General features: G+C 40.9%; 21 protein-coding genes. 18 read left to right on the top strand and 3 right to left on the bottom strand.

Features of this window, described 5'->3' with window-relative positions; genetic code table 11:
- Window positions 1-203 precede the first annotated feature (203 nt).
- Window positions 204-1001, top strand: a complete 798-nt coding sequence (locus GSF04_RS21250) for a hypothetical protein (protein ID WP_211858742.1) — start codon at window positions 204-206, stop codon at window positions 999-1001.
- On the opposite strand, the gene GSF04_RS21245 is transcribed toward GSF04_RS21250, so the two are convergent.
- The gene (locus GSF04_RS21245; protein ID WP_211858741.1) at window positions 998-1546 is read right to left on the bottom strand and encodes a recombinase family protein; all 549 of its coding nucleotides are present in this window, start codon (window positions 1544-1546) and stop codon (window positions 998-1000) included. The genes GSF04_RS21250 and GSF04_RS21245 overlap by 4 nt on opposite strands.
- Before the next feature lie 535 nt (window positions 1547-2081).
- On the opposite strand from GSF04_RS21245, the gene GSF04_RS21240 reads away from it, so the two are divergent.
- The 15 genes from GSF04_RS21240 to GSF04_RS21170 all read left to right on the top strand — a co-directional run bounded on the left by GSF04_RS21240 (window position 2082) and on the right by GSF04_RS21170 (window position 16190).
- Window positions 2082-2429, top strand: a complete 348-nt coding sequence (locus GSF04_RS21240) for a hypothetical protein (RefSeq protein WP_211858740.1) — start codon at window positions 2082-2084, stop codon at window positions 2427-2429.
- Complete coding sequence (locus GSF04_RS21235; RefSeq protein WP_211858739.1) at window positions 2426-3220, top strand: Eco47II family restriction endonuclease; 795 nt, start codon at window positions 2426-2428, stop codon at window positions 3218-3220. Before GSF04_RS21240 ends, GSF04_RS21235 begins: the two co-directional genes overlap by 4 nt.
- Window positions 3221-3354: 134 nt before the next feature.
- Window positions 3355-4623 carry a DNA (cytosine-5-)-methyltransferase gene (gene dcm, locus GSF04_RS21230; RefSeq protein ID WP_211858738.1) on the top strand — a complete coding sequence of 423 codons (1269 nt, stop codon included), beginning with the start codon at window positions 3355-3357 and terminating at the stop codon, window positions 4621-4623.
- Window positions 4623-5267 (top strand): restriction endonuclease, encoded by a 645-nt coding sequence (locus tag GSF04_RS21225; protein ID WP_211858737.1) that lies wholly within the window; start codon window positions 4623-4625, stop codon window positions 5265-5267. Before dcm ends, GSF04_RS21225 begins: the two co-directional genes overlap by 1 nt.
- A gap of 381 nt (window positions 5268-5648) precedes the next feature.
- Complete coding sequence (locus GSF04_RS21220; protein ID WP_211858736.1) at window positions 5649-6851, top strand: hypothetical protein; 1203 nt, start codon at window positions 5649-5651, stop codon at window positions 6849-6851.
- Between the two features lie 136 nt (window positions 6852-6987).
- Window positions 6988-8391, top strand: a complete 1404-nt coding sequence (locus tag GSF04_RS21215) for an MBL fold metallo-hydrolase (protein WP_211858735.1) — start codon at window positions 6988-6990, stop codon at window positions 8389-8391.
- A 499-nt stretch (window positions 8392-8890) separates the two neighbouring features.
- Window positions 8891-9073: a hypothetical protein gene (locus GSF04_RS21210; protein WP_211858734.1), complete on the top strand. Its 183-nt coding sequence runs from the start codon at window positions 8891-8893 to the stop codon at window positions 9071-9073.
- A gap of 304 nt (window positions 9074-9377) precedes the next feature.
- Window positions 9378-10853: a serine hydrolase gene (locus GSF04_RS21205; RefSeq protein WP_211858733.1), complete on the top strand. Its 1476-nt coding sequence runs from the start codon at window positions 9378-9380 to the stop codon at window positions 10851-10853.
- Between the two features lie 468 nt (window positions 10854-11321).
- Entirely contained in the window at window positions 11322-12341 is a 1020-nt protein-coding gene (dusA, locus tag GSF04_RS21200) for a tRNA dihydrouridine(20/20a) synthase DusA (protein ID WP_211858732.1), read from the top strand.
- Between the two features lie 179 nt (window positions 12342-12520).
- A complete protein-coding gene (locus GSF04_RS21195; protein WP_211858731.1) occupies window positions 12521-13177 on the top strand; it encodes a PspA/IM30 family protein in 657 nt (218 codons plus the stop codon).
- A 48-nt stretch (window positions 13178-13225) separates the two neighbouring features.
- Window positions 13226-13435 carry a PspC domain-containing protein gene (locus tag GSF04_RS21190; RefSeq protein WP_010376716.1) on the top strand — a complete coding sequence of 70 codons (210 nt, stop codon included), beginning with the start codon at window positions 13226-13228 and terminating at the stop codon, window positions 13433-13435.
- A 23-nt stretch (window positions 13436-13458) separates the two neighbouring features.
- On the top strand, window positions 13459-13800 hold the full coding sequence (locus GSF04_RS21185) for a hypothetical protein (RefSeq protein WP_045987624.1): 342 nt from the start codon (window positions 13459-13461) through the stop codon (window positions 13798-13800).
- Between the two features lie 95 nt (window positions 13801-13895).
- Window positions 13896-14420: a copper chaperone PCu(A)C gene (locus GSF04_RS21180; protein ID WP_211858730.1), complete on the top strand. Its 525-nt coding sequence runs from the start codon at window positions 13896-13898 to the stop codon at window positions 14418-14420.
- Between the two features lie 17 nt (window positions 14421-14437).
- Window positions 14438-15424 carry a DUF2333 family protein gene (locus GSF04_RS21175; protein ID WP_211858729.1) on the top strand — a complete coding sequence of 329 codons (987 nt, stop codon included), beginning with the start codon at window positions 14438-14440 and terminating at the stop codon, window positions 15422-15424.
- 4 nt (window positions 15425-15428) lie between these two features.
- A complete protein-coding gene (locus GSF04_RS21170) occupies window positions 15429-16190 on the top strand; it encodes a TIGR04219 family outer membrane beta-barrel protein (RefSeq protein ID WP_211858728.1) in 762 nt (253 codons plus the stop codon).
- A gap of 80 nt (window positions 16191-16270) precedes the next feature.
- Here the strand turns inward: GSF04_RS21170 and GSF04_RS21165 are convergent, their stop codons facing one another.
- Together GSF04_RS21165 and GSF04_RS21160 are read right to left on the bottom strand one after the other, a co-directional pair.
- Window positions 16271-17149, bottom strand: a complete 879-nt coding sequence (locus GSF04_RS21165; RefSeq protein WP_017219066.1) for a TIGR03899 family protein — start codon at window positions 17147-17149, stop codon at window positions 16271-16273.
- Between the two features lies 1 nt (window position 17150).
- Window positions 17151-17633, bottom strand: coding sequence for a hypothetical protein (locus GSF04_RS21160; RefSeq protein WP_211858727.1), 483 nt, complete (start codon window positions 17631-17633; stop codon window positions 17151-17153).
- Window positions 17634-17853: 220 nt separating this feature from the next.
- Here GSF04_RS21160 and GSF04_RS21155 point away from each other — a divergent pair, with 220 nt between their 5' ends.
- Window positions 17854-20043 carry an EAL domain-containing protein gene (locus GSF04_RS21155; protein ID WP_039492878.1) on the top strand — a complete coding sequence of 730 codons (2190 nt, stop codon included), beginning with the start codon at window positions 17854-17856 and terminating at the stop codon, window positions 20041-20043.
- A gap of 123 nt (window positions 20044-20166) precedes the next feature.
- Complete coding sequence (locus GSF04_RS21150) at window positions 20167-20427, top strand: hypothetical protein (protein WP_010376734.1); 261 nt, start codon at window positions 20167-20169, stop codon at window positions 20425-20427.
- Window positions 20428-21013 lie beyond the last annotated feature (586 nt).

Here is a 21013-nt window from a genome sequence, read left to right as displayed (position 1 = left end):
ATCGTTTTTCGTTTATCTGATCACCCCGTAATCTTGGTATACGAACCTGTGAAACCGCATCTGGCTGCTTAGATTCGATAAAGCAATTGTCTAATGGATGACCAAGAGGGAGAGGGCTTGTCCGAATGTTCGTACCATTTATTCTGGTTGAATGGATTCACCGAATTCTGGTAGCTTTAGTCTCGAAAAAGCTGGGAGGCAAGATGGAAGATATTAGAGAAATATTGATTAGGCACATAAACCATCGATTCACTGTGATGGATGTAGAAAGTCTGCTGGCATATAAGATAGCTTTGTTTCTCCTACTGGAAACACTACCCCAATACTTACATAGTAAACCTGAACTTTTGGTCGAATATGAGTCTTCTACTGACTTTTTGAATGCCTTCAAACAGTTTGATTGCAAGCAATCTGTGCGCTCAAGAACATCTTTAAAGTCTGCGTTAAATCAGTTGGAAAAAGCGGCAGTAGTGATGCATCAGTCTGTTCGTCCAAATGAAGAGGAGTTAGAAGTTTTAGAGTTGAAGAAGAAGCCTTACCTGACAATGTACATTGATTTGAAGTCACTGCGTGATGAGTATGATGGTAATTTGGTTCAATGCAGTCAAGCTCACCGTAGGTTGTTTGATGAGTATTATCTTCCTTTGGTGTTTAAGTTAAATTCTTTATCGTCACACGTAAATATGCCGTTACTTGCTTATCAAATCGGTCTTTACTTGATCTTTCAGTTAACCAAAGAGCAGTTTGAAGAAGGTCAGGCTGAATTTCTTGTTGAATCATATCAAGACTTCTCAGAATATTTTTCTACTTTTGTAGATATAATAGGAGTGCCCAAAAGTACGGTGTTCGACAACCTATTTGTTTTGAGCGAGATTGGTTTCATTGAATCTAAGTTTTTAAATCCATGCTGTGAGTTTGATGGAAACACTATTGAACCCGGTCAATACGAAGATAAAGATCACCTCTACATAAAAATCCCTTTGGAGGGTGGAAAATATTAACTTTTTGCTAGAGCTTTATAAACAGTAGCTCTAGCACAGCCTAGGGCTTTTGCTATCTGCATTTTATTCATGCCTTCAGCATGCATCTGTCTGATACGCTCGTGTAGTTCCTTGTTAATGCCTTTACCTTTGTACTTACCGTTAGCTTTAGCAATAGCTATGCCTTCACGCTGACGCTCAAGTATCATAGACCGCTCGAATTGGTAGATTGCGCCCAATAGTGTAAGCATCAATTCTTGAGTTGGGTTATTGGTGCCTGCAAAATCAAGGTGTTCCTTATAGAACTTCAAACTAATACCTTGCTCGGTGAATAGGCGGACTAATCTCAGAAGATCTTCAGTATTACGTGCCATACGGCTTATGTCATGGCAATGAACTACATCGCCTTCGCGAGCATATTCAATTAACTGCTTGAGGGCTGGCCTGTTAGTATCTTTGCCGCTGCACTTGTCAACGAAGGTTTTATCAAGCTTGATGTCGACTAATTGGCGAGCTGTGTTTTGATCAACTGAGCTAACACGAATGTATCCGATTTGTTTAGTCATAATAGAAGTGCCTGTTTTAAGTCTAAGGCTTTGATCTTAAATGGCTAGTTTAGAATTTTGAAGGGCTATAACATCCGTTTGTAGGCAATGAAGTGAACGGCTATTTTGAGTACACTAAAAATGAACACTGATGATCTAACCAGCAGCATTTCACTATCCATTTTTAAACACTGAAAACAATAATGCGCTGATTGCTAGCGGATTAGCTGAAGCCGTGATTTTCGAGTGTACTTAAAATGAGCACCGCTAATATTTCCAGTAAACATATCTCGATCCATTTTGAAAACTGACAATGATTTTATACTGACTGTTTACACTCAGGCTGATAATAGATAACCACCTAGTTTTCTAGTGTATAAGTAATACACACTCTTTTACGGTACCTGATAATTGAAAAGTTTATAGGTATGGCTTGAAATTTTCTTTAATCAACACCAATATAGGTAGTGGTTATAAGGTTCTTCTCGGAAGCACCAATACCATTGCTTAAAAGAACTTGGACAACTTTGTCCCAAGACAATTTAACGGTGACAATATGATTATTGAAAATAGAATTGATTGTGGTTTTGACTGCAATCTTGGTTTTATGGCGCAGTCCGTAAAATTTGTAAGAGTTGTACTTACTTCCTCACATCCATTTCCATTTGATCTTGAGTATGATCAATCTCTTAGCCAGTACCTTCCTTCAAGTGACTTTACACCTGATAATTGGATACTTTTAGATGTATTTATTGAACATGATACATCATGTTGGGTCGTGGCTTTTGCTGATACAGAAGGCAGATTAAACTTAAATCAAATGGCTATTGTGGATTCAGAAGACGTATTACTTGAGTTAGGGTATGAGCACTATGGGAATTCAATAGAAGGAGAAGTGCAATGATCGAGTTAATTGATCTAAAAGCTGTTTTTATAGATGGAGTTGATTCCGCTGGTGGTGTTTCTAAAGATGCTGTTATTAGACTGTCAGACATCAATTGTCCATTGACTAATTTGGATCCTGACGGTGTAAATGAGTTTAAGGATGAAGTCCAGAATATAATCATCGGTTCAAGAAGTATCAGAAGTAAAACTAAACCAGATCCAATTGCAGCTTTACTTATGAATGCTGACTTAAATACTGGCAATGAGCCAATAGATGAGGAAGCATACAACCTATTTGAACGTTCTCGATTGGCTGACAAGTGGCGTGGCAATAAGATTGGTAAGCTAAATGAATTGATGGCATGTATGTTGCCAAACATAATTAAATCTGAAAGTGGAAGGCTAGATCTTCAAGTTACAGATCGTGAAATCATTGCTGAAATGAAAAACAGATTTAATACGATGAATGCAGCTTCAGCAATTAAAACGAGAAAGAATATGGAGTCAATCGTTTTCGACAATAATTCTGTATTCAAAGGTTATCAGGCAAGGTTGGTCGAACGAATTCCTAAGTCTGATGGTGTTAAAGGCTTTTTCAGTCCATCAGATCCTGATAGAGGAATGAAAACCACAGACTCAGATTTCATTACAAGACAGGGATTTCAGCAATTCTTAACTGAGTGTGGTGGACCGCTGGTTTATCTGCAAGGGATTTTTTTGATTGCAAGTGTATTGGTTGAGAATCAGCTATTACCAAGAGATTATGATATGAATTTTATATTTAGATTGCTCAAAGAATCCATATCTTAGCTTTGATTATTTCAAAAGGGGGCATTATGCCCCTTATTATTTGGGTAAATAGTAACCATGATCAATGTTTGACAAAAACATATGATTAGATATACAGTAGTAACCATGCACAAGGTTTTTAATTCTTTAATATTATGTCCCCAGATTTTTATACTATTTCCCAAGTAGCAGACATACTCAGCGTCTCTAAAGAGACTTTAAGACGTTGGGACAACAATGGCACGTTAAAACCGCAAAGAGATGACGGCAATAACTACCGTCTATATCATAAATCACAGTTAGAGCAGTTTGAGCAAGCCCAATTATTGTTCAAAAGTAATTGGGAGAATGAACTAAATGTAACCCCAATTCGACAATTTTCTATGCTTGAGTTATTTGCTGGAGCTGGAGGATTAGCTCTTGGAATGGAAAAAGCAGGTTTTCGTTCTGTACTTTTAAATGAACTTGATAAACATGCTTGCAACACATTACGGTTGAATAGGCCTAATTGGAACGTAGTTGAAGGCGATGTATCTGGGATTGATTTTACTAACTACAGAGATAAAGTTGACGTATTGACGGGGGGATTTCCCTGTCAGGCATTTTCATACGCGGGTAAAAAACTCGGCTTTGAAGATACAAGAGGTACATTGTTTTTTGAGTTTGCTAGAGCTGTTAAAGAAGTAAACCCAAAAGTTATAGTTGCTGAAAATGTTCGAGGACTTCTAAACCATGAGGATGGTAAAACTTTAAATACTATCAAAGACATTATTACAGAAGAACTTGGTTATGAATTGGTTGAGCCAAGAGTCTTGAAAGCTATTTTTTATCAAGTACCTCAAAAAAGAGAGCGTCTTTTTTTAATTGGTATAAGAAAGGATTTAGCTGACGGTGTCGAGTTTAACTGGCCTTCTCCTTATTCGCGCATTATGACAATGAGGGATGCGTTAAAATCTGGTGAGCTTTTTGAAACTGATGTTCCGGTTTCTGAAGGACAAAGTTACCCAGCTAGGAAAGCTGAGATTTTATCTAAAGTACCTGAAGGTGGTTATTGGAGAGACTTACCCGACGACCTTCAACGGGAATACATGAAAAAGAGCTATTTCCTTGGGGGCGGTAAAACAGGAATGGCTCGCAGATTAGCATGGGATGAACCTAGTCTAACCTTGACATGTTCACCTGCACAAAAACAAACTGAGCGATGCCATCCTGAAGAAACAAGGCCTCTCACCGTACGTGAATATGCAAGAATTCAAACCTTTCCAGACACATGGGAATTTTCTGGACCGATAACGGCCAAGTATAAACAAATTGGAAATGCGGTACCCGTAAACTTGGCTTATTCACTCGGAAGATCTGTTATACGATTGATGAACTCCATTGAGGAGCAAACTTATAAGTATGAGTCTAGAGTGTACGCTTAATGGGTCAAAGCAAGGAAGTTCCTGAATGGAGGCAATATGAATGGTTAATTTCAAAAATTTATCATGACAAATATTCGTCAATTGAAACAACCGTTTTAAAGAATACTAGACTAATCGGTGAGTACTCAGAGCGTTCTAGGGAAATAGATATTTTAGTGAAAGCAGAAAATGAGCTTACGCTTGTTGAATGTAAGCACTATTCTAGACCAGTAGATCTCAAAGAGGTTGAATCATTTTTAAGTATGTATTCTGATGTTAAAGCGCAATATGGAGTCATGGTTTCTTCGAGTGGCTTTACCAAATCAGCTACAAAAAGAATTAGAGAATTTGGTCATCGTGTTACTTTAGAGCATTTGGATTGGGAATCGGCATTTATTAACTCATTTGAGGAAATATCTTATGGTCGAATATCTGATATTTGCAGTTCATGTTTTAGCGGTCGAAGGAGCGGAAGAGAAGTTCCTGGATTGCTTTGTTGGGAACATGGATTAGCCATTAAATATGTTGGCAAGCTGTATCTATTTTCTCTTGGGACTTGCCTTAAATGTGGAACTAAAGCAGTATACTGTGACTCGTGTGGTCTTCTGAATAGTTCTAGCGAAAACTGTTGTGAATTAAGTAAAGCGATCTCGCAGAACTTTTAAAGTAGCAACATATTCTATGTTGGCACACATTAACTTATTAATTCAAGACTTCTGCACTTGGACTTATTCCGTGCAAATATTGAACGCTTCAGTTAACTTATAGGCTGACTCACCCTATTCAAGAGAACCGCTTGATTTGCTGAAGTAAATCGAGCGGTTCTCTCAAACTACCAACTTTTAGTATTAACTTCCTAACTGACTTTGTATCTTTAAACTTAATCACTTTCATCTAACTTTTTGATTTTTGCGTCAATGCACTATTTTGCTAGTATGTAATCATAGTAATAGCAGCGTTAGATTTTGCATAGGCTATTGAGTCGAGTAAGTTAGCTCAATTTTATAAAGTAGGCTTGCTCAATAAAATGGAATAAGAGAGAAGTTGTGAGCAGCAACCAAACTAAACAATCAGCCCGAAATATTGTGATTTATATAGAGAGCTATAGCAGGCCGGGTGAAGGTGACAAAGTAGAGTATATTATCGACTTTTGTTGCTATCAAGATGCTCAGGCGGTAGCTCGGTTGTTTGGGCAAGAGTTGATACCTGAAGTGGCAAGGTTTTACCGGCTGACTACTCCACATATGAGACATAGCCGTCTAGCTGCTGGTTCTTTCTATAGCATGCCGTATACCTTTTTTGAGGAGTTTGAATTAGAAAATGAGGAGTTTGAATTAGAAGACGGTGAGGGAAGTGCTTTTGTCGCATACTCACTACGCACACGCTCTCATTTTTCATTCAGTCAGTATCTCACCGATACGCAATTTATTTCTCCCTCTACTCCTACTCTCCCGTTTATTAAGTTAGGGCATCAGTGGAATAGTTTGACCGTTGTTAATTGTGGCCAAGGTAATTGGAATGAAGTGCACAGCTCCGAGTATGTCTTAGTTTATGATTTTGGAGCATCTCAACGATATAGTGACAGGCAAGTGAAAGATCTCATTTCTAGAAGAATGCGTGCAATGAATGGTCGTCGCTATACCGTTATCATCAGTCACTGGGATATGGATCATTTTCAAGCGTTAAAGTTTTGCAGCCCCACACAGCTCGCTGATTGTGACGCTGTATTTGGTCCAGATAATATTCCCGATACTTTAGTTTACAGAGATACCATAGAGCACTTAGAGAGTAATAATGTTGCTATTGTATGTTTACGTTCAACAATTTCGCGAAAAGGAAGAGAAATCACGCTCAGCTCGATTTACTCTTCAGCAACGATAGATGTCTACAGAGCTAGCGCCGGCAGCTCAAGAAATCAAACTGGTATCATGTTAGCGATTAAAGGTAAAAATAAAGTGGCTCTGCTTACAGGGGATCATCATTATCCGAAGATATTGGACGCGGTAAGCACCTCCTCATTTAGTGATAGGGGAGTGATCCTAGTGACCCCTCACCATGGTGGTGAAGCGGGTTATTTAAGTGTCTCTAGGTGGCAAACTGCTTTTCCAAATATTGAGTGCCCTATATCTGTTGGCGACAATAGTTATGGTCACCCTCAGCAAAACATATCTCGTCTACAGGCTTTAGAAGGGAAAATGCCAAAGCTAACCGTGATAGCTAATGACAATGACATTGAGTATCTACTTTAATTGGTTATACCAGCTAAAACTATAAAACTCACATCTGTAACTCTTTTGATGCAGCACATAAGCAACTCGGATTTTTGTAACTAAACTTACATAAACCCAAGGGGAACTACCCCGAGCGAAGAAATGAGTAAAAGCGATGGCAACAATTACCTTCCATGGGGCTGCGCAAGAAGTTACAGGGTCTTGCCACCTTATTAGCTCGCCTTCATTAGGTGATGTACTACTTGATTGCGGTATGCATCAAGGGATGAGAGCAAAGCATCTTATCTCGCGTGAGCAATTTGAATTTAATCCAAATAGTATTGATATGGTTATTCTCTCCCATGCGCACTTGGACCATTCGGGTAGGCTGCCTTGCTTATTACATGATGGCTTTACAGGCCCAATCTATTGCACAGAGGCGACGTCGCAATTGTTGCCCATTATGCTATTTGATGCGTTAAGTTTATACGAAAATGATTTGCGTAGAGAAAACAGAAAGCGTGCACGTAAGGGGCTCGATGATATTCCCGCACAGTACACGAAAGAAGATGTACTGGATGTATTGGACTGTCTCAAGCCTATTGCTTATCATCAAGAAGTAAAAATTGCAAAAGTCGCGAGTGTGCGCTTTCACGATGCTGGGCACATTCTTGGCTCGGCAATCACAGAGCTAACCTTTGATGAGCAAGGGAAACAGAAAAAGGTGGTTTTTTCGGGTGATCTTGGTAATAAAGATACACTGTTGATGAATGATCCTACGTTGCTAGAACAAGCTGATATTGTATTAATGGAAGGTACCTATGGGGACCGTGAACATAAGTCTTTAGGTGATACACAAACCCAACTAAAAGGCATTTTGGACGATGCGTTTGCACGCGGTGGTAATGTGATGATCCCCGCGTTTGCAGTGGGCAGAGCGCAGGAACTATTGCTTTATCTAGGTAAGTTACAGCACGCCGGTGAGCTTGATAATTGGCAAGTTTTTCTCGATAGTCCAATGGCTATTGAGGTCACTGAAGTATACGACCAGTGGCTCCCGACTTTGGATTGTGAAGGCGTTAAAAAACTTCATACCGGAGAGCAAAGCTTACTCAAGAATTTCTTATCTACATTGCATTTGATGGTAGATGCCGAAGACTCAATGGCAATCAACAAAATAAGCGGCGGGGCATTAATCATCGCGGGTAGTGGAATGTGCACAGGTGGGCGGATCACGCATCATTTTAAACATCGCATTTGGGATAGTCGCAATACCATCATCTTTGTCGGATATCAGGCTAAAGGCACCTTAGGAAGGATATTGGTTGACGGCGCCCAACACATCAAATTATTTGGCGATGATATTATAGTGAAAGCAAATATCGAAACACTAAACGGCTTTTCAGCACATGCCGGGCAAGCGGCATTGATTGAATGGGTTAGCCATTTTAAAAGTTGTCCTAAAGTGATACTTGTTCACGGTGAACCCGACGCATTGGAAGGACTAGCAGAAGCGCTTAAGCTGCAACATAACATTCAGGCTGAAATTCCCGTATTGGGGGAAACAATAGAGTTTTAGCGACTATCTGCTAAAAATAGTTATATAACTAACGACACAATAATAAGTGATAGCAAATAGTAGTATGTGTCATTGCAGTGCCAACTAATGAGATTTTGAGTTTGAGACTTTGCTTTATCTTATATTTATTCAGTGTTTTAGCTTGTACTCTTGGTAGTGCAAAAGCGCGCGCGTCAGATAAGCCATTAGCACCTTATCAGGAGTCTAACACTGGCCCCTAAAACAATGCTTAATACTGACGGTGAGCCGGATGGCTATGCGGTAAAGGTGTTGCAAACATAACTTCAGCGACTTGATTGGCCGATAAAGATTGAATATTTTCTGTGGCCCAGAGTGTCATATATGGCGCAAAAAGGGCTGTGTAATATTGTCTTGACGGTACTTATGCGGCAAGATTACGCAAGTTATATGGTTTTTCAAAATCAGCCCATCCTAAATCAAAAAAAACGTGATCATAGTCAGAAAAGATAGCACCATCACATTTGACGGAAACAAAGCCATGTTTTTGCGTCAACACTTAGCGAAGCATATCCAATTAACCAATACGTCCCAAAGTAGTTTGCAAATGTTGCTATTAGGGCGGGTTGATGCTGTATTTGAAAATGATTTAACTGCAATTATGGAGTTAAAAGCCCTATATCACGTTACCCAAGTTTGGGCGTTTGGCCGAACGAGCAAATGAGTTTGATGCCGCGATGCTCTCTTTTAAACAAACAGCAGCGTTTAAACAAATACAGCAACAATACCTTGCCGTTGAAAGAGAATGATCGTGCTGTATGCCTCATTATTCAACTGTTCACCGAAATCCCCTGATGTGTTCGTCAAATTCACTATTTCTTTATCTTTTTCACTATTTTGTTTTTATGTAGGCTTAACTGGAAGCAATGATTTTTAATTAAACTATTGAAAATAAAACAAATTTAGTTTTGGCATAAGACTTGAAACTAACTAACCATCTCATAATGTAAATGAACGATGGAACAATCATGTACAAGAACAACAAAGTTTTACTATCAACCGTGTTATGGTTTGGCACGCTTTTATGGTCGGCATTATTTTCATCCTTGGTGAAGGCTGAGTCGGTAGACAAGCTGATCAAAACCCTCATGAAAGAAAGGCATATTCCCGGATTACAGTTAGCCGTGGTTAAAGACGATAAAATCATTAAGCAAGGAAGTTATGGTTTTGCAGACTTACAGCATCAAGTGCCTGTGACTGAGCAGACGGTATTTCCGATTAATTCGATGACAAAGGCGTTTACCGGTGTTGCGATTGTACAGCTTGCTGAACAAGGTTATCTAAACATTGACGATGAAATTGGTAAGCACTTACCCGATTTACCAAAGGCTTGGCAGCAACTTAAAATTAACCAATTAATGGGTCACACCACAGGCTTGCCACCGATCCTAGCATCAAATTATGCCCTAGAAACCATTGTACCGAATGATGCGGAAGCCTCATGGCAAGCTGTGCAAAAGCAGCCTCTTCAATTTACACCTAACTCGCGTTTTAGTTATAACCAAACCGGCTATGTGATTTTGGGTAAAGTCATTGATAAATATGCACCTGAAGGGTTTCCTGCTTTTATCACCAAGATGCAGTTAGCACGTGCCAATATGCCGCAAACCGCGCAGGCAGGTTTTGATTATCTTGAACTTATGGTGCCAAATCAGGCTCGCCAATATATTCATTTAGGTGAGGGAAATTACAAAAACTTTTACGGTGAATTCCCTTATATGTTGAGAACCGCAGCGGGAATGAGTTCAACCGCAACGGAGCTGGCTAACTATGTTGTATCACTACAACAAGGCGAGCTGGTTAAAGAGTTAGATATGCTATGGACGCCAGTTAAGCTGAACAACGGGCGTACAGAAGCCTTTAACACCAAAGAAAACGGCTATGCAATGGGCTGGCAAGTGATTCAGCGTAAATATCACCCTGCAATCAGCGCAAGCGGTGGAAATGCGACTACAGTGATCACCTACCCTGAAGACAAGGTTTCGGTGATTGTGCTTACTAACCTGCTGGGTGGATTACCCATTGAGTTTGTTGATGATATTGCCGCTTACTATATTCCCAACTTTAACGACGCTAGTAAGCAAAAGGCTTATCAGCCAATGGCATACTTAAAGCAGCTTACAGATAAACATGGCTTTGCCGACTTCGCGACTACGTTTGCAAAAGCGCAGCAAGATACCGGTGTAATGTATGATTTAGAGATCTTGGTGGAGTGGGGCAATAAGCTTGTTGAAGATGGCCAAGTTAATAATGGTATCGAAATCTTTAAATTTGCGCTGACACAAAATAACGAGCAGCCATATTACCATAACAGCATCGCGCAAGCGTATGAGTTAAATAAGCAGTATGCACAAGCACTTGAGCATTATCAGCAGTTACTTGCGATAAACCCAAACAGTCAGTTCGCAAAAAATAAAGTAGCGGAAGTGAAGGAATATCTTTAACTCACCATAAGACTGTGACGGCAGCCTAAACAAATTGAAAGCCGCAAGTTCAATTACTTGCGGCTTTTTGGTATTTAATCTGAGGTTTGGATAAGGAATGAGCTAACTTATTGTTTTTAAAATTACATTAAATTACCTCCTTGTCTAGCCAGAAAGTTTTGGGGATAACTCCGCTCTCGCGTTCTGCTACCGCCTAGGTACCTACATCCTTGTAGGCAAGGCGAATTTACGCACCAATAGCTAGCTATTGGAAGTGAATTCAACGCAGTTAGCGCAAAAACTGGCTGCTAGAAAGGCACTGATTATCCGAAGCTCAGGTTATTTACTATTGGCAATAAATTGCTGTCTATACTTAACGAAGTATTAGAAGCTGCGGTATACTACGCAATCACCTATTTGAGCTATGTACTGCTATGGACATAACTAGTACAGGTCATTGATAGTAAACCTGATTGAGAAAGTCATACCATGAGCCAACAACCTACTCCACCCTTAGAGCCACAAACACCGAACCACTGCGTTGATGCCTTTCGCCGCTTTAGCGTTGCACCCATGCTGGATTGGACGGATCGCCATTGTAGAACCTTTCACCGCAAGCTGACTAAACATGCGGTGCTTTATACTGAAATGATCACTACAGGTGCGATTATTTTTGGCAAAGGGGACTATTTGGCGTTTGGTGCGCATGAGTTGCCGGTGGCGTTGCAATTGGGTGGTTCTGATCCTAAAGCGTTGGCTGAGTGTGCTAAGCGCGCTGAGGAATATGGCTACAGTGAGGTAAACCTGAATGTGGGCTGTCCGTCAGACCGTGTACAAAATGGTCGCTTTGGTGCATGTTTAATGGCTGAGCCTCAGCTCGTTGCTGATTGTGTGGCGGCGATGAAGGCAGAAGTGAATATTCCGGTAACGGTAAAAACGCGTATTGGTATTGATGAACAAGATTCTTATGAGTTTCTTACGGCGTTGATTGAAGCCTCGCAGGCGGTGGGCTGTGATGACTTTATCATTCATGCTCGTAAAGCGTGGCTGCAAGGTTTAAGCCCGAAGGAAAACCGTGAGGTTCCACCGCTTGATTATCCTCGTGTATATCAATTGAAAAAAGATTATCCCGATCTACATATTAGTATTAACGGTGGGGTAAAAACCCTTGAGGAATGTCAGCATCATTTGGCTCACCTTGACGGCGTAATGGTTGGCCGTGAAGCCTACAGCAATCCGTTTATGTTGTCGCAGGTTGATGAACTGCTCTATGGTGAAGCTGCGTTTACGCAAACTCGCCACCAGGTGGTAAGAAGCATGTATGACTATTTCGAAAGCGAAATGTCGAATGGCGCAAACTTTTGGCATATTGCGCGTCATATGTTGGGAATTTTTCAAAATCAGCCAGGTGCCCGTGGTTTCCGTCGTCACTTATCAGAAAACGGTCACAAAAAAGAGGCTGGCATTGAGGTGATGGAAAAGGCGCTGTCTTTTGTACCTGAAGCGTAAAATATATTGCTCCAATCCTGTGTGTGAAAAAGACGATTTTATCGTCTTTTTCACTATTTAATGTATCTCAATAAATCTATTTTTCTTTTCAAAAAACTTTAACTCAATGATTTAATTTTGTTTTTATTTTTGGCACGGCTCTTGGAATAGTCTAACTATATTATAAAAGGAGCCGAACAATGACCATCATCAACAGAATTGAAGATCTTATCAAAGCAGAACTTAACGCGTTACTAGACAAAGCAGAAGACCCACAAAAAATGGCAACTCAGTTAGTGCGTGATTTAGAAGAAGCGCTATCCGATTGTCGTGCAACGGCAGCTGAGCTTATTTGCCAACAAAAAGTAGCGCAGCGTCAAGCTGAGCAAGCAAATAAAGCTGCGGCAACGTGGCAAAGCAAAGCCGAACATGCTCTTGAAAAAGGTCGTGAAGATCTTGCCCGCTCAGCCCTTGAACAAAAGCAGCGAGAAACCGAAAAAGTACAAGAAGCACAGCAAAAAATTGATGACCTAACGCCTGCCCTTGAAAAGCTCAGCGCAGATGCGGACAAGTTGCAAAGCAAAATTCAGCAATTAAAGGCAAAAGAAAAGGCCATGTTGCGCCGCTTGGAAGCTGGTAAGGCAACGTTAACCATCAAACAAACGCTGAATAGTGACGATATGCACTCTGCAACGCGCAAGTTCGACGAGTTAGAACGTAAGGTGGCGCGCCTTGAAGCTGAAGTCGAATCCTATGACTTAGGGCAGCCTGATGTATGGCAGCGCTTTGAAGATGAGCAAAAGCAACAACAAATTGACGATGAATTAGCCCAACTGAAGCAAAAAATGGCGAGCTAGGCTCGCCCACTGCAACGAACTGAGCAATCAAAGCGAAAGGAGATAAAGATGAAAAATAGATATCAATCAACACTGTCTCAAATGAATAGTTCAAAGAAAATTGGTGGCGTATGTGCGCAACTAGCACAACGTTTTGATATGCCAATTTGGTTAACGCGTTTACTAACGGTATTGCTGTTTTTTAAGTTTCCAATGTTAGTGTTATTGGCGTATGGCGTCGCTTGGTTTGCAATGCCAAAAGCGCAATACGAAAACTAAGTAACGGCGACGAGGTAGGCACTATGAAAGTCGTGGCCGGTATATTATTAGCGCTGGTATTTTTATTGGCGCTATCTTGGGTGTCGCTGCCACTAATATGGTTAGACATCAGCGATCTGCAACTCGATATGGGATTTGACCTAGGTTGGTTTGGCTTTGAAATACTCACGTTGCTATTTGCAATTGTAGCGCTGGTGGTGCTAGGAGCACTCTTGAGCGCAGGTGTTTTAGGGTTGCTCCTTATTGTGTTCATTGGGCTAGTAATGACATTGCTATTTAATTCGCTGATAGTGCTATTTCCACTCATCTGTATTATTGCAATTGTGTGGTTAGTGGTAGACAAATCTGCTCAAGCAAAAGTTTGAGCAGTGGGTTTTTGTTGGCGATAGGAGATAAAAAACACGCTAATTTGGGATCTGTGATATAGTTATTTGCAGTTATAAATCCAAGGAAAGCCAACATGAAATCAAGTGTAATCAAAACCTTAATTTTTGCTTTATCAACTTTTATCGGCTTTAACGCTTCAGCTCATCAAGGGCATGAACATGGTGAACATCATCATGGTTCGGAGCAACTTTCTGTTCACAATGCAACCGTGCGTGCATTTTTACCGGCAGCGCCATCTACTGCGGGTTATCTCGTTATTGAAAACCCAACGCAGCAAAATAAAACGTTGATTAAGGCTTCGCTTGAAGGCGTTAAGCGTGTTGAAATTCACGAGCATGTTCATAAAGAAGACATGATGAAAATGCAACGTGTCGACGAGCTCGCTATTCCTGCGGGTAAATCAGTGACATTCCAGCCAGGTGGTTATCACTTAATGGTGTTTGAACCAGTAGAAACATTAAAAGTCGGTGAGAAGCGTAAGCTTACGCTATATTTTGCTGATGGCGATAGGATCTTCACCATGGCGGAAGTCGTCGCACTTGCAGACATGTTTGGTGGCAAAGAAAAATCAAACGCCGGACATCACTCTCATCACTAAAAACAGTGAGGTATTAAATGGGAAATCATACGGGAAAAATCATCTCTGGCATTATCGCTGTCATACTTCTGGGTTATGTTATAGCTGTGTATTGGAGTGTGGAACCAGAGCAATTTGACGTCGTCGCGGCAGCAAAAGCGGATGCGCAGACAAATGGCAATACATTAGTCACTGGATATGTAACGACACATACCTTGATTAAAGTGACGGATACGCTTTTAAATAAGCCAGGTGGTTACTTGTCGAATGACATGATGCCACCAAGCGTAATGATGGATAACATGCCTGCTTGGGAATACGGCGTGCTTGAGATGACACGAGATCTTACACTTTCGATGCGTAAAGATTTTAGTCGTTCACAATCTCAATCGACTGAACACCCAAGTTTAAAGCTAGCACAACCACAGTTTAATATCAGTTCAACAGCGTGGATGTGGCCAAGTGCTGAAGGTGAATATCAAAAAGGCAATGACTTACTGCGTCAGTATTTGACTCAAATTTCTGATAACAGTAACCGCGACAGCCAGTTTTATGCGCGTGCTGATAACTTGAGAGCTTGGCTAAAAGAAGCTGAAAAGCGCATGGGCAGCCTAAGTCAAAGATTAAGTGCAAGCGTAGGTCAAGACAGATTAAATACCGATTTAGCTGGAGATTCGGCAGCCGATCAAGCAACCATGACGCCAAGCCATAATATGGTGAAAACCTCTTGGTGGCTGATTGATGATGTATTTTATGAAGCCAGAGGCGCCACGTGGGCGTTACTACACTATATGAAAGCGGTAGAGCATGACTTTAGACCTGTGCTTGAAAAGAAAAATGCACTTGTCAGTCTACAGCAGATCATCAGAGAGTTAGAGGCGACTCAAGAGACGGTGTGGAGCCCTATGGTGTTAAACGGCAGTGGCTTTGGCTTGGTAGCGAACCATTCTCTGGTCATGGCAAATTATATTTCGCGAGCTAATGCGGCTCTCATCGAACTTAGTGAACTTTTAGCGCAAGGATAACATCATGAAAAAACACTTTTTAGCAGCGGCATTATCTCTCGCTTGCTTAGCACCTGTTGCACACGCAGACACGGTACTCGGGCTTTATGTCGGTGCAGAAGGGTGGGATACCGAAACCGAAGGTAGCTTTGCTGAAAAAGGCAATATGCAAACCTTTAACTTTGACGATGAAACTTTTACGAGTTTCTATGCTGCACTTGAGCACCCAGTACCGCTGGTACCAAATATCAAGTTACGCTATACCGAGCTTGAGCTAAATGGTCAAACGACGTTAACAGAGTCTTTTGACTTTGGTGGCCAAGTTTATACGGTAGGTACTGATGCGACAACAAACGCAGATCTAAACCACATCGACTACACATTGTATTACGAAGTGCTAGACAATGACTTGTTGACGTTAGACTTTGGTGTGAACTTTAAGCAGTTTGACGGTTCTATCATGGTAACTGGTACTGCAAATGGTCAAACTCGCACAGAAGAAGTTGAATTCTCAGGCTTTGTTCCTCTAGGTTATTTGCGCGGTGAAGTGGGTTTACCACTTACAGGGCTAAGTGTTTTTGCCGAAGGCAGCATGCTTGCAATTGATGACAGCAAAATCCAAGATTATCAAATTGGTATCGCTTATGAGTTTATCGACAATATGGCTGTTGATGTTGCGGTAAAAGTGGGTTACCGCTCTATGGTACTTGAGCTAGATGATATTGACGATATTTATACTGACTTAGATGTCTCAGGTCCATTTGCAGGGATCCAACTACACTTCTAAGATAGTGTAGTTTACTCCTTTAGCGGCTTGGTACGAGTGTTCGACCAAGCCGCTTTTGTTTGGTAAATAGAACAACTTCCTTATCTATCTTCCCACTCGAGAGAAAATTCGCTTTCAAAGGCCTTTTCTACAAGTTGCTTGTATTGTTTATTGATTGGGCTTTGGAGTAGTTTTTTTAGCTCGTCCCCGGTTTGCGTCAGCTTGTAATAGCTCAGTACCAAGTCATTGGATTTGGCCGTTAAGGTCATTTTTTTACGTAAATAAACCAGCTGCATTGACTGTCCTTTTTGTAGCGATGCGGACTCAATTTCTTGCCGGTAAAGGATATTAATATCCATCAGCGTAAGTATATTTGGGAAGTTCAGCCCAGCTTGACTTAAGTTGATGGATTCGGTGCTGCCTTTGCGTAGCAAATCAAAAATAGACGGCTTTTTATAGTAGCCATGAAGAATAAGGTAGCTGTCTTCTTTTTCTAAGTAGCCACACAATGGTGCACATCTTTGTAACGCGGTTGCTTCACGCTGGGTCATCATCTTTAGGGTTTGCAGACTTTTAATTGAAAAAGTGCCGGGTGTAATACTTTCACCCACTAATATCTTTGCCCACAACTTTTGCATAGAGTGATTGGCAATGTCTTCTGCAAGGGTGATGAAGTGCTCCAACCAATCGGGGTCGGGGCGACCTCGGGCGGTAACCTCGGGGCATAAAGTCAGTGCCATGCCCATAATGGCCTCAAGATTTTGCTGGCGCTGGATTTTGATTAATTGTTGGCGCTTTAGAGCACGTTTTAGCGTGCCGTGCTCAGTTCGCACCGTGTATTGGTTATCTTTATTTTTATCAGACTGATAACGGTCATTTTGAGTGACAAGCGGTGTGATCCGTTTCACCATAGGGTAGCCGAGCTTTTCTTCAATCGAAAGCGCTAAAGCTGACTTTACTTGTGCATTTTTGACTGCCATATCAAGCTCGTAGTTTATACAGTGTGTGCATATGGTTCACTGCAGAGTTAGTTAGTTGCTGTAAATACTGCTGCATAAAAAGTGCGATAAAACTGCCAATAAACGGCGTATTAGCTCTTCCTTCAATCGTGATGGTCAGTTTTTTATCGGCCTGAACGGTCAACAAATTAAGGCTGATTTTGGCTAAATGTTCATCGTCCAAATGTAATGACAGCTCTAAACTCTGTTCGTTGATTTTGGTGATGGTCATTTCTGCTTCTCCCCAAGGATGCACTAACACTGCTGAACCACCCACTCGTTGCTTTTTTGGCAAAATACGAAAGTGGATGTCTTCGGTTGCTTGCCAATTAAATAATGCTGGCCAATGGGGTAATACCAATGGAGAGAGTGTTGTGTTATTTGCAGAAATATCGGTGCTTTTTGCCACTTTATAATGGTGTGGCATCGCTAAACCAGCAATCACAATGATAAGTGCCAAAATCATCAGCATTCTAATAGGAGTAGATAAACGTTTGATACAGAATCCTCTTTGGTAAAAAGTATGCTAAATCATCTATTTTGTTCTATGCTCGACTATAATATTTCATGTATGTTAATCAAACAGAACTGTAATAGTAAAAATGTACCATATTTTGTAAGATGGTAAACACTGGAGTGAATCAGTGCCTATAATTAAAGAGTAGTGCGGATTTAAAGGGTAAAACATGGCACCTGAGCAAGAAGATTATTTGTTTGCAGAGCACGAAGAAGTTACTCAAGAAGAAGAAACGACAAGTGCTTTTTGGGATGTGTTAGTCGTTGATGATGACCCAGAGATCCATTCTGTTACTAAACTTGCGCTGTCTAATTTAGAGTTTTGGGGCAAAAAGCTCAGGTTTTTTCACGCCTATTCTGGCAAAGAAGCCATTGAGATTTTAAAAGAACAAAATAATATCAGTATCCTTTTACTCGATGTGGTGATGGAAACCGACGACGCAGGTCTTAATGTTGTGCGTCGAGTGCGCGAAGAGATCAAAAATATGGCAGTACGTATTATTATGCGTACAGGTCAACCGGGTTATGCACCGGAAGAAAAGATCATTCGTGAGTTCGACATTAACGATTATAAAATGAAGACAGAACTCACCCGCAGCAAACTGGTTACTTCTTTACTTACTGCTATCCGTTCTTATCAACAAATTTGTGAGCTCGAAGCGCAAAGCCACGCACTAGAGCAGATCCTTTCAGCTTCTCGCGCCATACTCGGCCATACCGATATGGGCTCCTTTGCAGCAGCGGTCGTTGCCCAATTGGCAAATATTTTAGATGCGTCAGGCGAAGGCTTAGTGAGTGGCTACCTAGATGATGATATGCATTTAAGGGTGTTTGGCGGTAGTGAGCAGTACCGTGAATTCTTTGGTCATGGTATAGAACAGCTTGATAATGGTCGTGTCATCATGCAAGTACAAAACTGTATTGATACCGAATCCCACCAATCTACCGCACATGACATTACCTTCTTACTTGAAAGCAAAAACAAAAAAGCAGCCATTTATTTAGAACTAGAGGCTGAGCCATCGGAAGCGCAATTGAAGTTTGCTGAGATATTCCTGACTAACGTTGGTGTTGGTCTTGATAATATTAAGCTATTCAACGAATTACGTGAGGTTGCTTACAAAGATAATCTCACCAAACTGCCTAATCGCGCTAATTTTATCGAGAAAATAGAGTCTTACTTTAACCAACAACAGTCGCTCGTTTTTATTCTTGTTGATATTGCTCAATTTTCTGACATCAATAACGGTTTAGGCCAAGAAGTTGGGAACTTGTTGTTATTAGGAGTTGCTGAGCGAATTAGTATTGAGTTTCCTGAGGCCCAGTTAATTTCACGTATAGGTGCGGATGTGTTTGGCTTTTTAATGCCAGAGTCGCAGTTTGATGAAGAGTCTTTTATTGATAACTTGTGCGTGCCCTACCATGTCGGGGAGCATTTGTTGACTATGCACTTTCATATTGGAGTGTGCCGTCAAGAAGACTTTCAACCGCAAGGAATAGAGACCTTAAAACTTGCGTATATTGCGCTTAACCAAGCAAAACAGTCGAGTATTCCACTGGATTGGTATACCCCAGATTTAGAAGAAAAAATGGCTTGGAAGCTGGGGTTAATAAGACAGCTCAGGCAAGATTTTGAGATGAAAAAACTCGAGGTCTGGTATCAGCCTCAGTTTTCTATTGCTGATCGCAAGGTGATTGGCTGTGAGGCTTTGTTGCGTTGGCCTTCTGGAAACGGGAATTATATTTCCCCTGCGATTTTTGTTCCGCTTGCAGAAAATGCAGGGCTTATTGTCGAAATTGGCCAATGGGTATTAGAACAAGCCTGTCAGTTGCAGGCAACGTTGCAGCAACAGGGATTCGGTGAGCTTAGCATTGCTGTTAACGTCTCTGTGCCGCAGTTTAAGGTGCCAAACTATGCACAGCAGGTTAAGGACACTATCTTGTCGTTTAATGTGGAGCCTAAGCATATTGAGCTTGAAGTGACAGAAAGTGTAGTCATGGATGAGGTAAACTCGGTGATCAATACACTCCAAGAGTTACAAGAATTTGGTGTTGAGGTGGCCATTGATGACTTTGGTACTGGATTTTCTTCTTTGAGTTATTTGCAAAAGCTTCCTTTAGCACGGCTTAAAATTGACCGTGCTTTTGTCAAAGACATCCCGCATGATGACAGCGGTGCAATTGCCGATCTTGTCATCTCTTTAGGTCAGCACCTTGGCCTAAAAACCATTGCGGAAGGTGTTGAGACAGAAGAGCAAATGACTGTGCTACAAAAGCTTGGCTGCGATGAGGTACAGGGATTTTTATTAGCAAAGCCAATGCCTGAGCAAGACTTACTTGAATTTTTAGAATCAAATTAGTCAATTGTGTTGTGAAAATCGGTGCAATTGCTTTTCTTTGTAATGTTGATTAGACTAAAGTTTGAACACTCCGTTCTTAAATGTACTTAGGTACTTTGTATTATCAATAATAAAGGATTTGCTATGAAAATCGCAGGAGTTTGTGTTGTCCTATTGGTGCTTCTGACGGGTTGTAATTCAACGACCGAGTCGGCAAAAAACAATAATGAGAGCACGATAGCTAAGAATCAAGATGATTTATACTGTAAGCAAGATATCATCACTGGTAGTAAGTTTACAAAACGAAGATGTCGTACTAAAGACCAGATCGAGCATGATCGACGTGCGGCGAAAGACATGCTTAACCGACAGCAGAGTACTGTTGGCGTTCAGGGCGGTCAGTAAATTTCGCTTTGTTAGGCTAGCACGAGCAGTCTAATTATTTGCTCTAATTGAGGAAACGGTTGCGAATTGCGCTGAAAACTCCTCTTTTAGAGCAATTACCTTTCTTTCTCTCAAATTTAAATTACGCTTTATCTTTCCTGACTATCTCCACTTATTTAACCTGAGGTTTGGATAAGGAATGAGCTAACTCATTGTTTTTAATAACACATTAAATTATCCCCTTATCTAGCCAGACAGTTTTAGGGATAACAAGGCGAATTTATGTACCAATAGCTGGCTATTGGAAGTGAATTCAACGCAGTTAGCGCTAAAACTGGCTGCTAGAAAGGCATTAATTATCCGAAGCTCAGGTTATTTAATTGTGATTACGATGTATGAACGTTAGTGGTGATAGATATTATTGTGTGCATGGTATCTCATGTTTTAATACCAAATAGTCTTAATACCCACTCGATGTGAGAGAAAAATCTGACGCTAACTGCGTTAAAAACTTCTTTTTTAGAACAACTAGGTGCCTTGCTGCTAGCTGGATGCGGAGCAAGCGACAAGACTTTCTAACCTCAAAAATAGCTCACCTTATTAAAAA

The organism is Pseudoalteromonas sp. A22 (genome assembly GCF_018141345.1).
GTDB lineage: Bacteria > Pseudomonadota > Gammaproteobacteria > Enterobacterales > Alteromonadaceae > Pseudoalteromonas > Pseudoalteromonas maricaloris.
Note: the sequence above shows the minus strand (reverse complement) of the source record. Positions and strands in the feature narration are given on the sequence as shown.

Bases quoted from the DNA above. Each gene is read 5' to 3' on its own strand.
- GSF04_RS21250 (WP_211858742.1), top strand. From the start codon at position 204: ATGGAAGATATTAGAGAAATATTGATTAGGCACATAAACCATCGATTC.
- GSF04_RS21245 (WP_211858741.1), bottom strand. From the start codon at position 1,546: ATGACTAAACAAATCGGATACATTCGTGTTAGCTCAGTTGATCAAAAC.
- GSF04_RS21240 (WP_211858740.1), top strand. From the start codon at position 2,082: ATGATTATTGAAAATAGAATTGATTGTGGTTTTGACTGCAATCTTGGT.
- GSF04_RS21235 (WP_211858739.1), top strand. From the start codon at position 2,426: ATGATCGAGTTAATTGATCTAAAAGCTGTTTTTATAGATGGAGTTGAT.
- dcm (WP_211858738.1), top strand. From the start codon at position 3,355: ATGTCCCCAGATTTTTATACTATTTCCCAAGTAGCAGACATACTCAGC.
- GSF04_RS21225 (WP_211858737.1), top strand. From the start codon at position 4,623: ATGGGTCAAAGCAAGGAAGTTCCTGAATGGAGGCAATATGAATGGTTA.
- GSF04_RS21215 (WP_211858735.1), top strand. From the start codon at position 6,988: ATGGCAACAATTACCTTCCATGGGGCTGCGCAAGAAGTTACAGGGTCT.
- GSF04_RS21210 (WP_211858734.1), top strand. From the start codon at position 8,891: ATGTTTTTGCGTCAACACTTAGCGAAGCATATCCAATTAACCAATACG.
- GSF04_RS21205 (WP_211858733.1), top strand. From the start codon at position 9,378: ATGTACAAGAACAACAAAGTTTTACTATCAACCGTGTTATGGTTTGGC.
- dusA (WP_211858732.1), top strand. From the start codon at position 11,322: ATGAGCCAACAACCTACTCCACCCTTAGAGCCACAAACACCGAACCAC.
- GSF04_RS21195 (WP_211858731.1), top strand. From the start codon at position 12,521: ATGACCATCATCAACAGAATTGAAGATCTTATCAAAGCAGAACTTAAC.
- GSF04_RS21190 (WP_010376716.1), top strand. From the start codon at position 13,226: ATGAAAAATAGATATCAATCAACACTGTCTCAAATGAATAGTTCAAAG.
- GSF04_RS21185 (WP_045987624.1), top strand. From the start codon at position 13,459: ATGAAAGTCGTGGCCGGTATATTATTAGCGCTGGTATTTTTATTGGCG.
- GSF04_RS21180 (WP_211858730.1), top strand. From the start codon at position 13,896: ATGAAATCAAGTGTAATCAAAACCTTAATTTTTGCTTTATCAACTTTT.
- GSF04_RS21175 (WP_211858729.1), top strand. From the start codon at position 14,438: ATGGGAAATCATACGGGAAAAATCATCTCTGGCATTATCGCTGTCATA.
- GSF04_RS21170 (WP_211858728.1), top strand. From the start codon at position 15,429: ATGAAAAAACACTTTTTAGCAGCGGCATTATCTCTCGCTTGCTTAGCA.
- GSF04_RS21165 (WP_017219066.1), bottom strand. From the start codon at position 17,149: ATGGCAGTCAAAAATGCACAAGTAAAGTCAGCTTTAGCGCTTTCGATT.
- GSF04_RS21160 (WP_211858727.1), bottom strand. From the start codon at position 17,633: ATGATTTTGGCACTTATCATTGTGATTGCTGGTTTAGCGATGCCACAC.
- GSF04_RS21155 (WP_039492878.1), top strand. From the start codon at position 17,854: ATGGCACCTGAGCAAGAAGATTATTTGTTTGCAGAGCACGAAGAAGTT.
- GSF04_RS21150 (WP_010376734.1), top strand. From the start codon at position 20,167: ATGAAAATCGCAGGAGTTTGTGTTGTCCTATTGGTGCTTCTGACGGGT.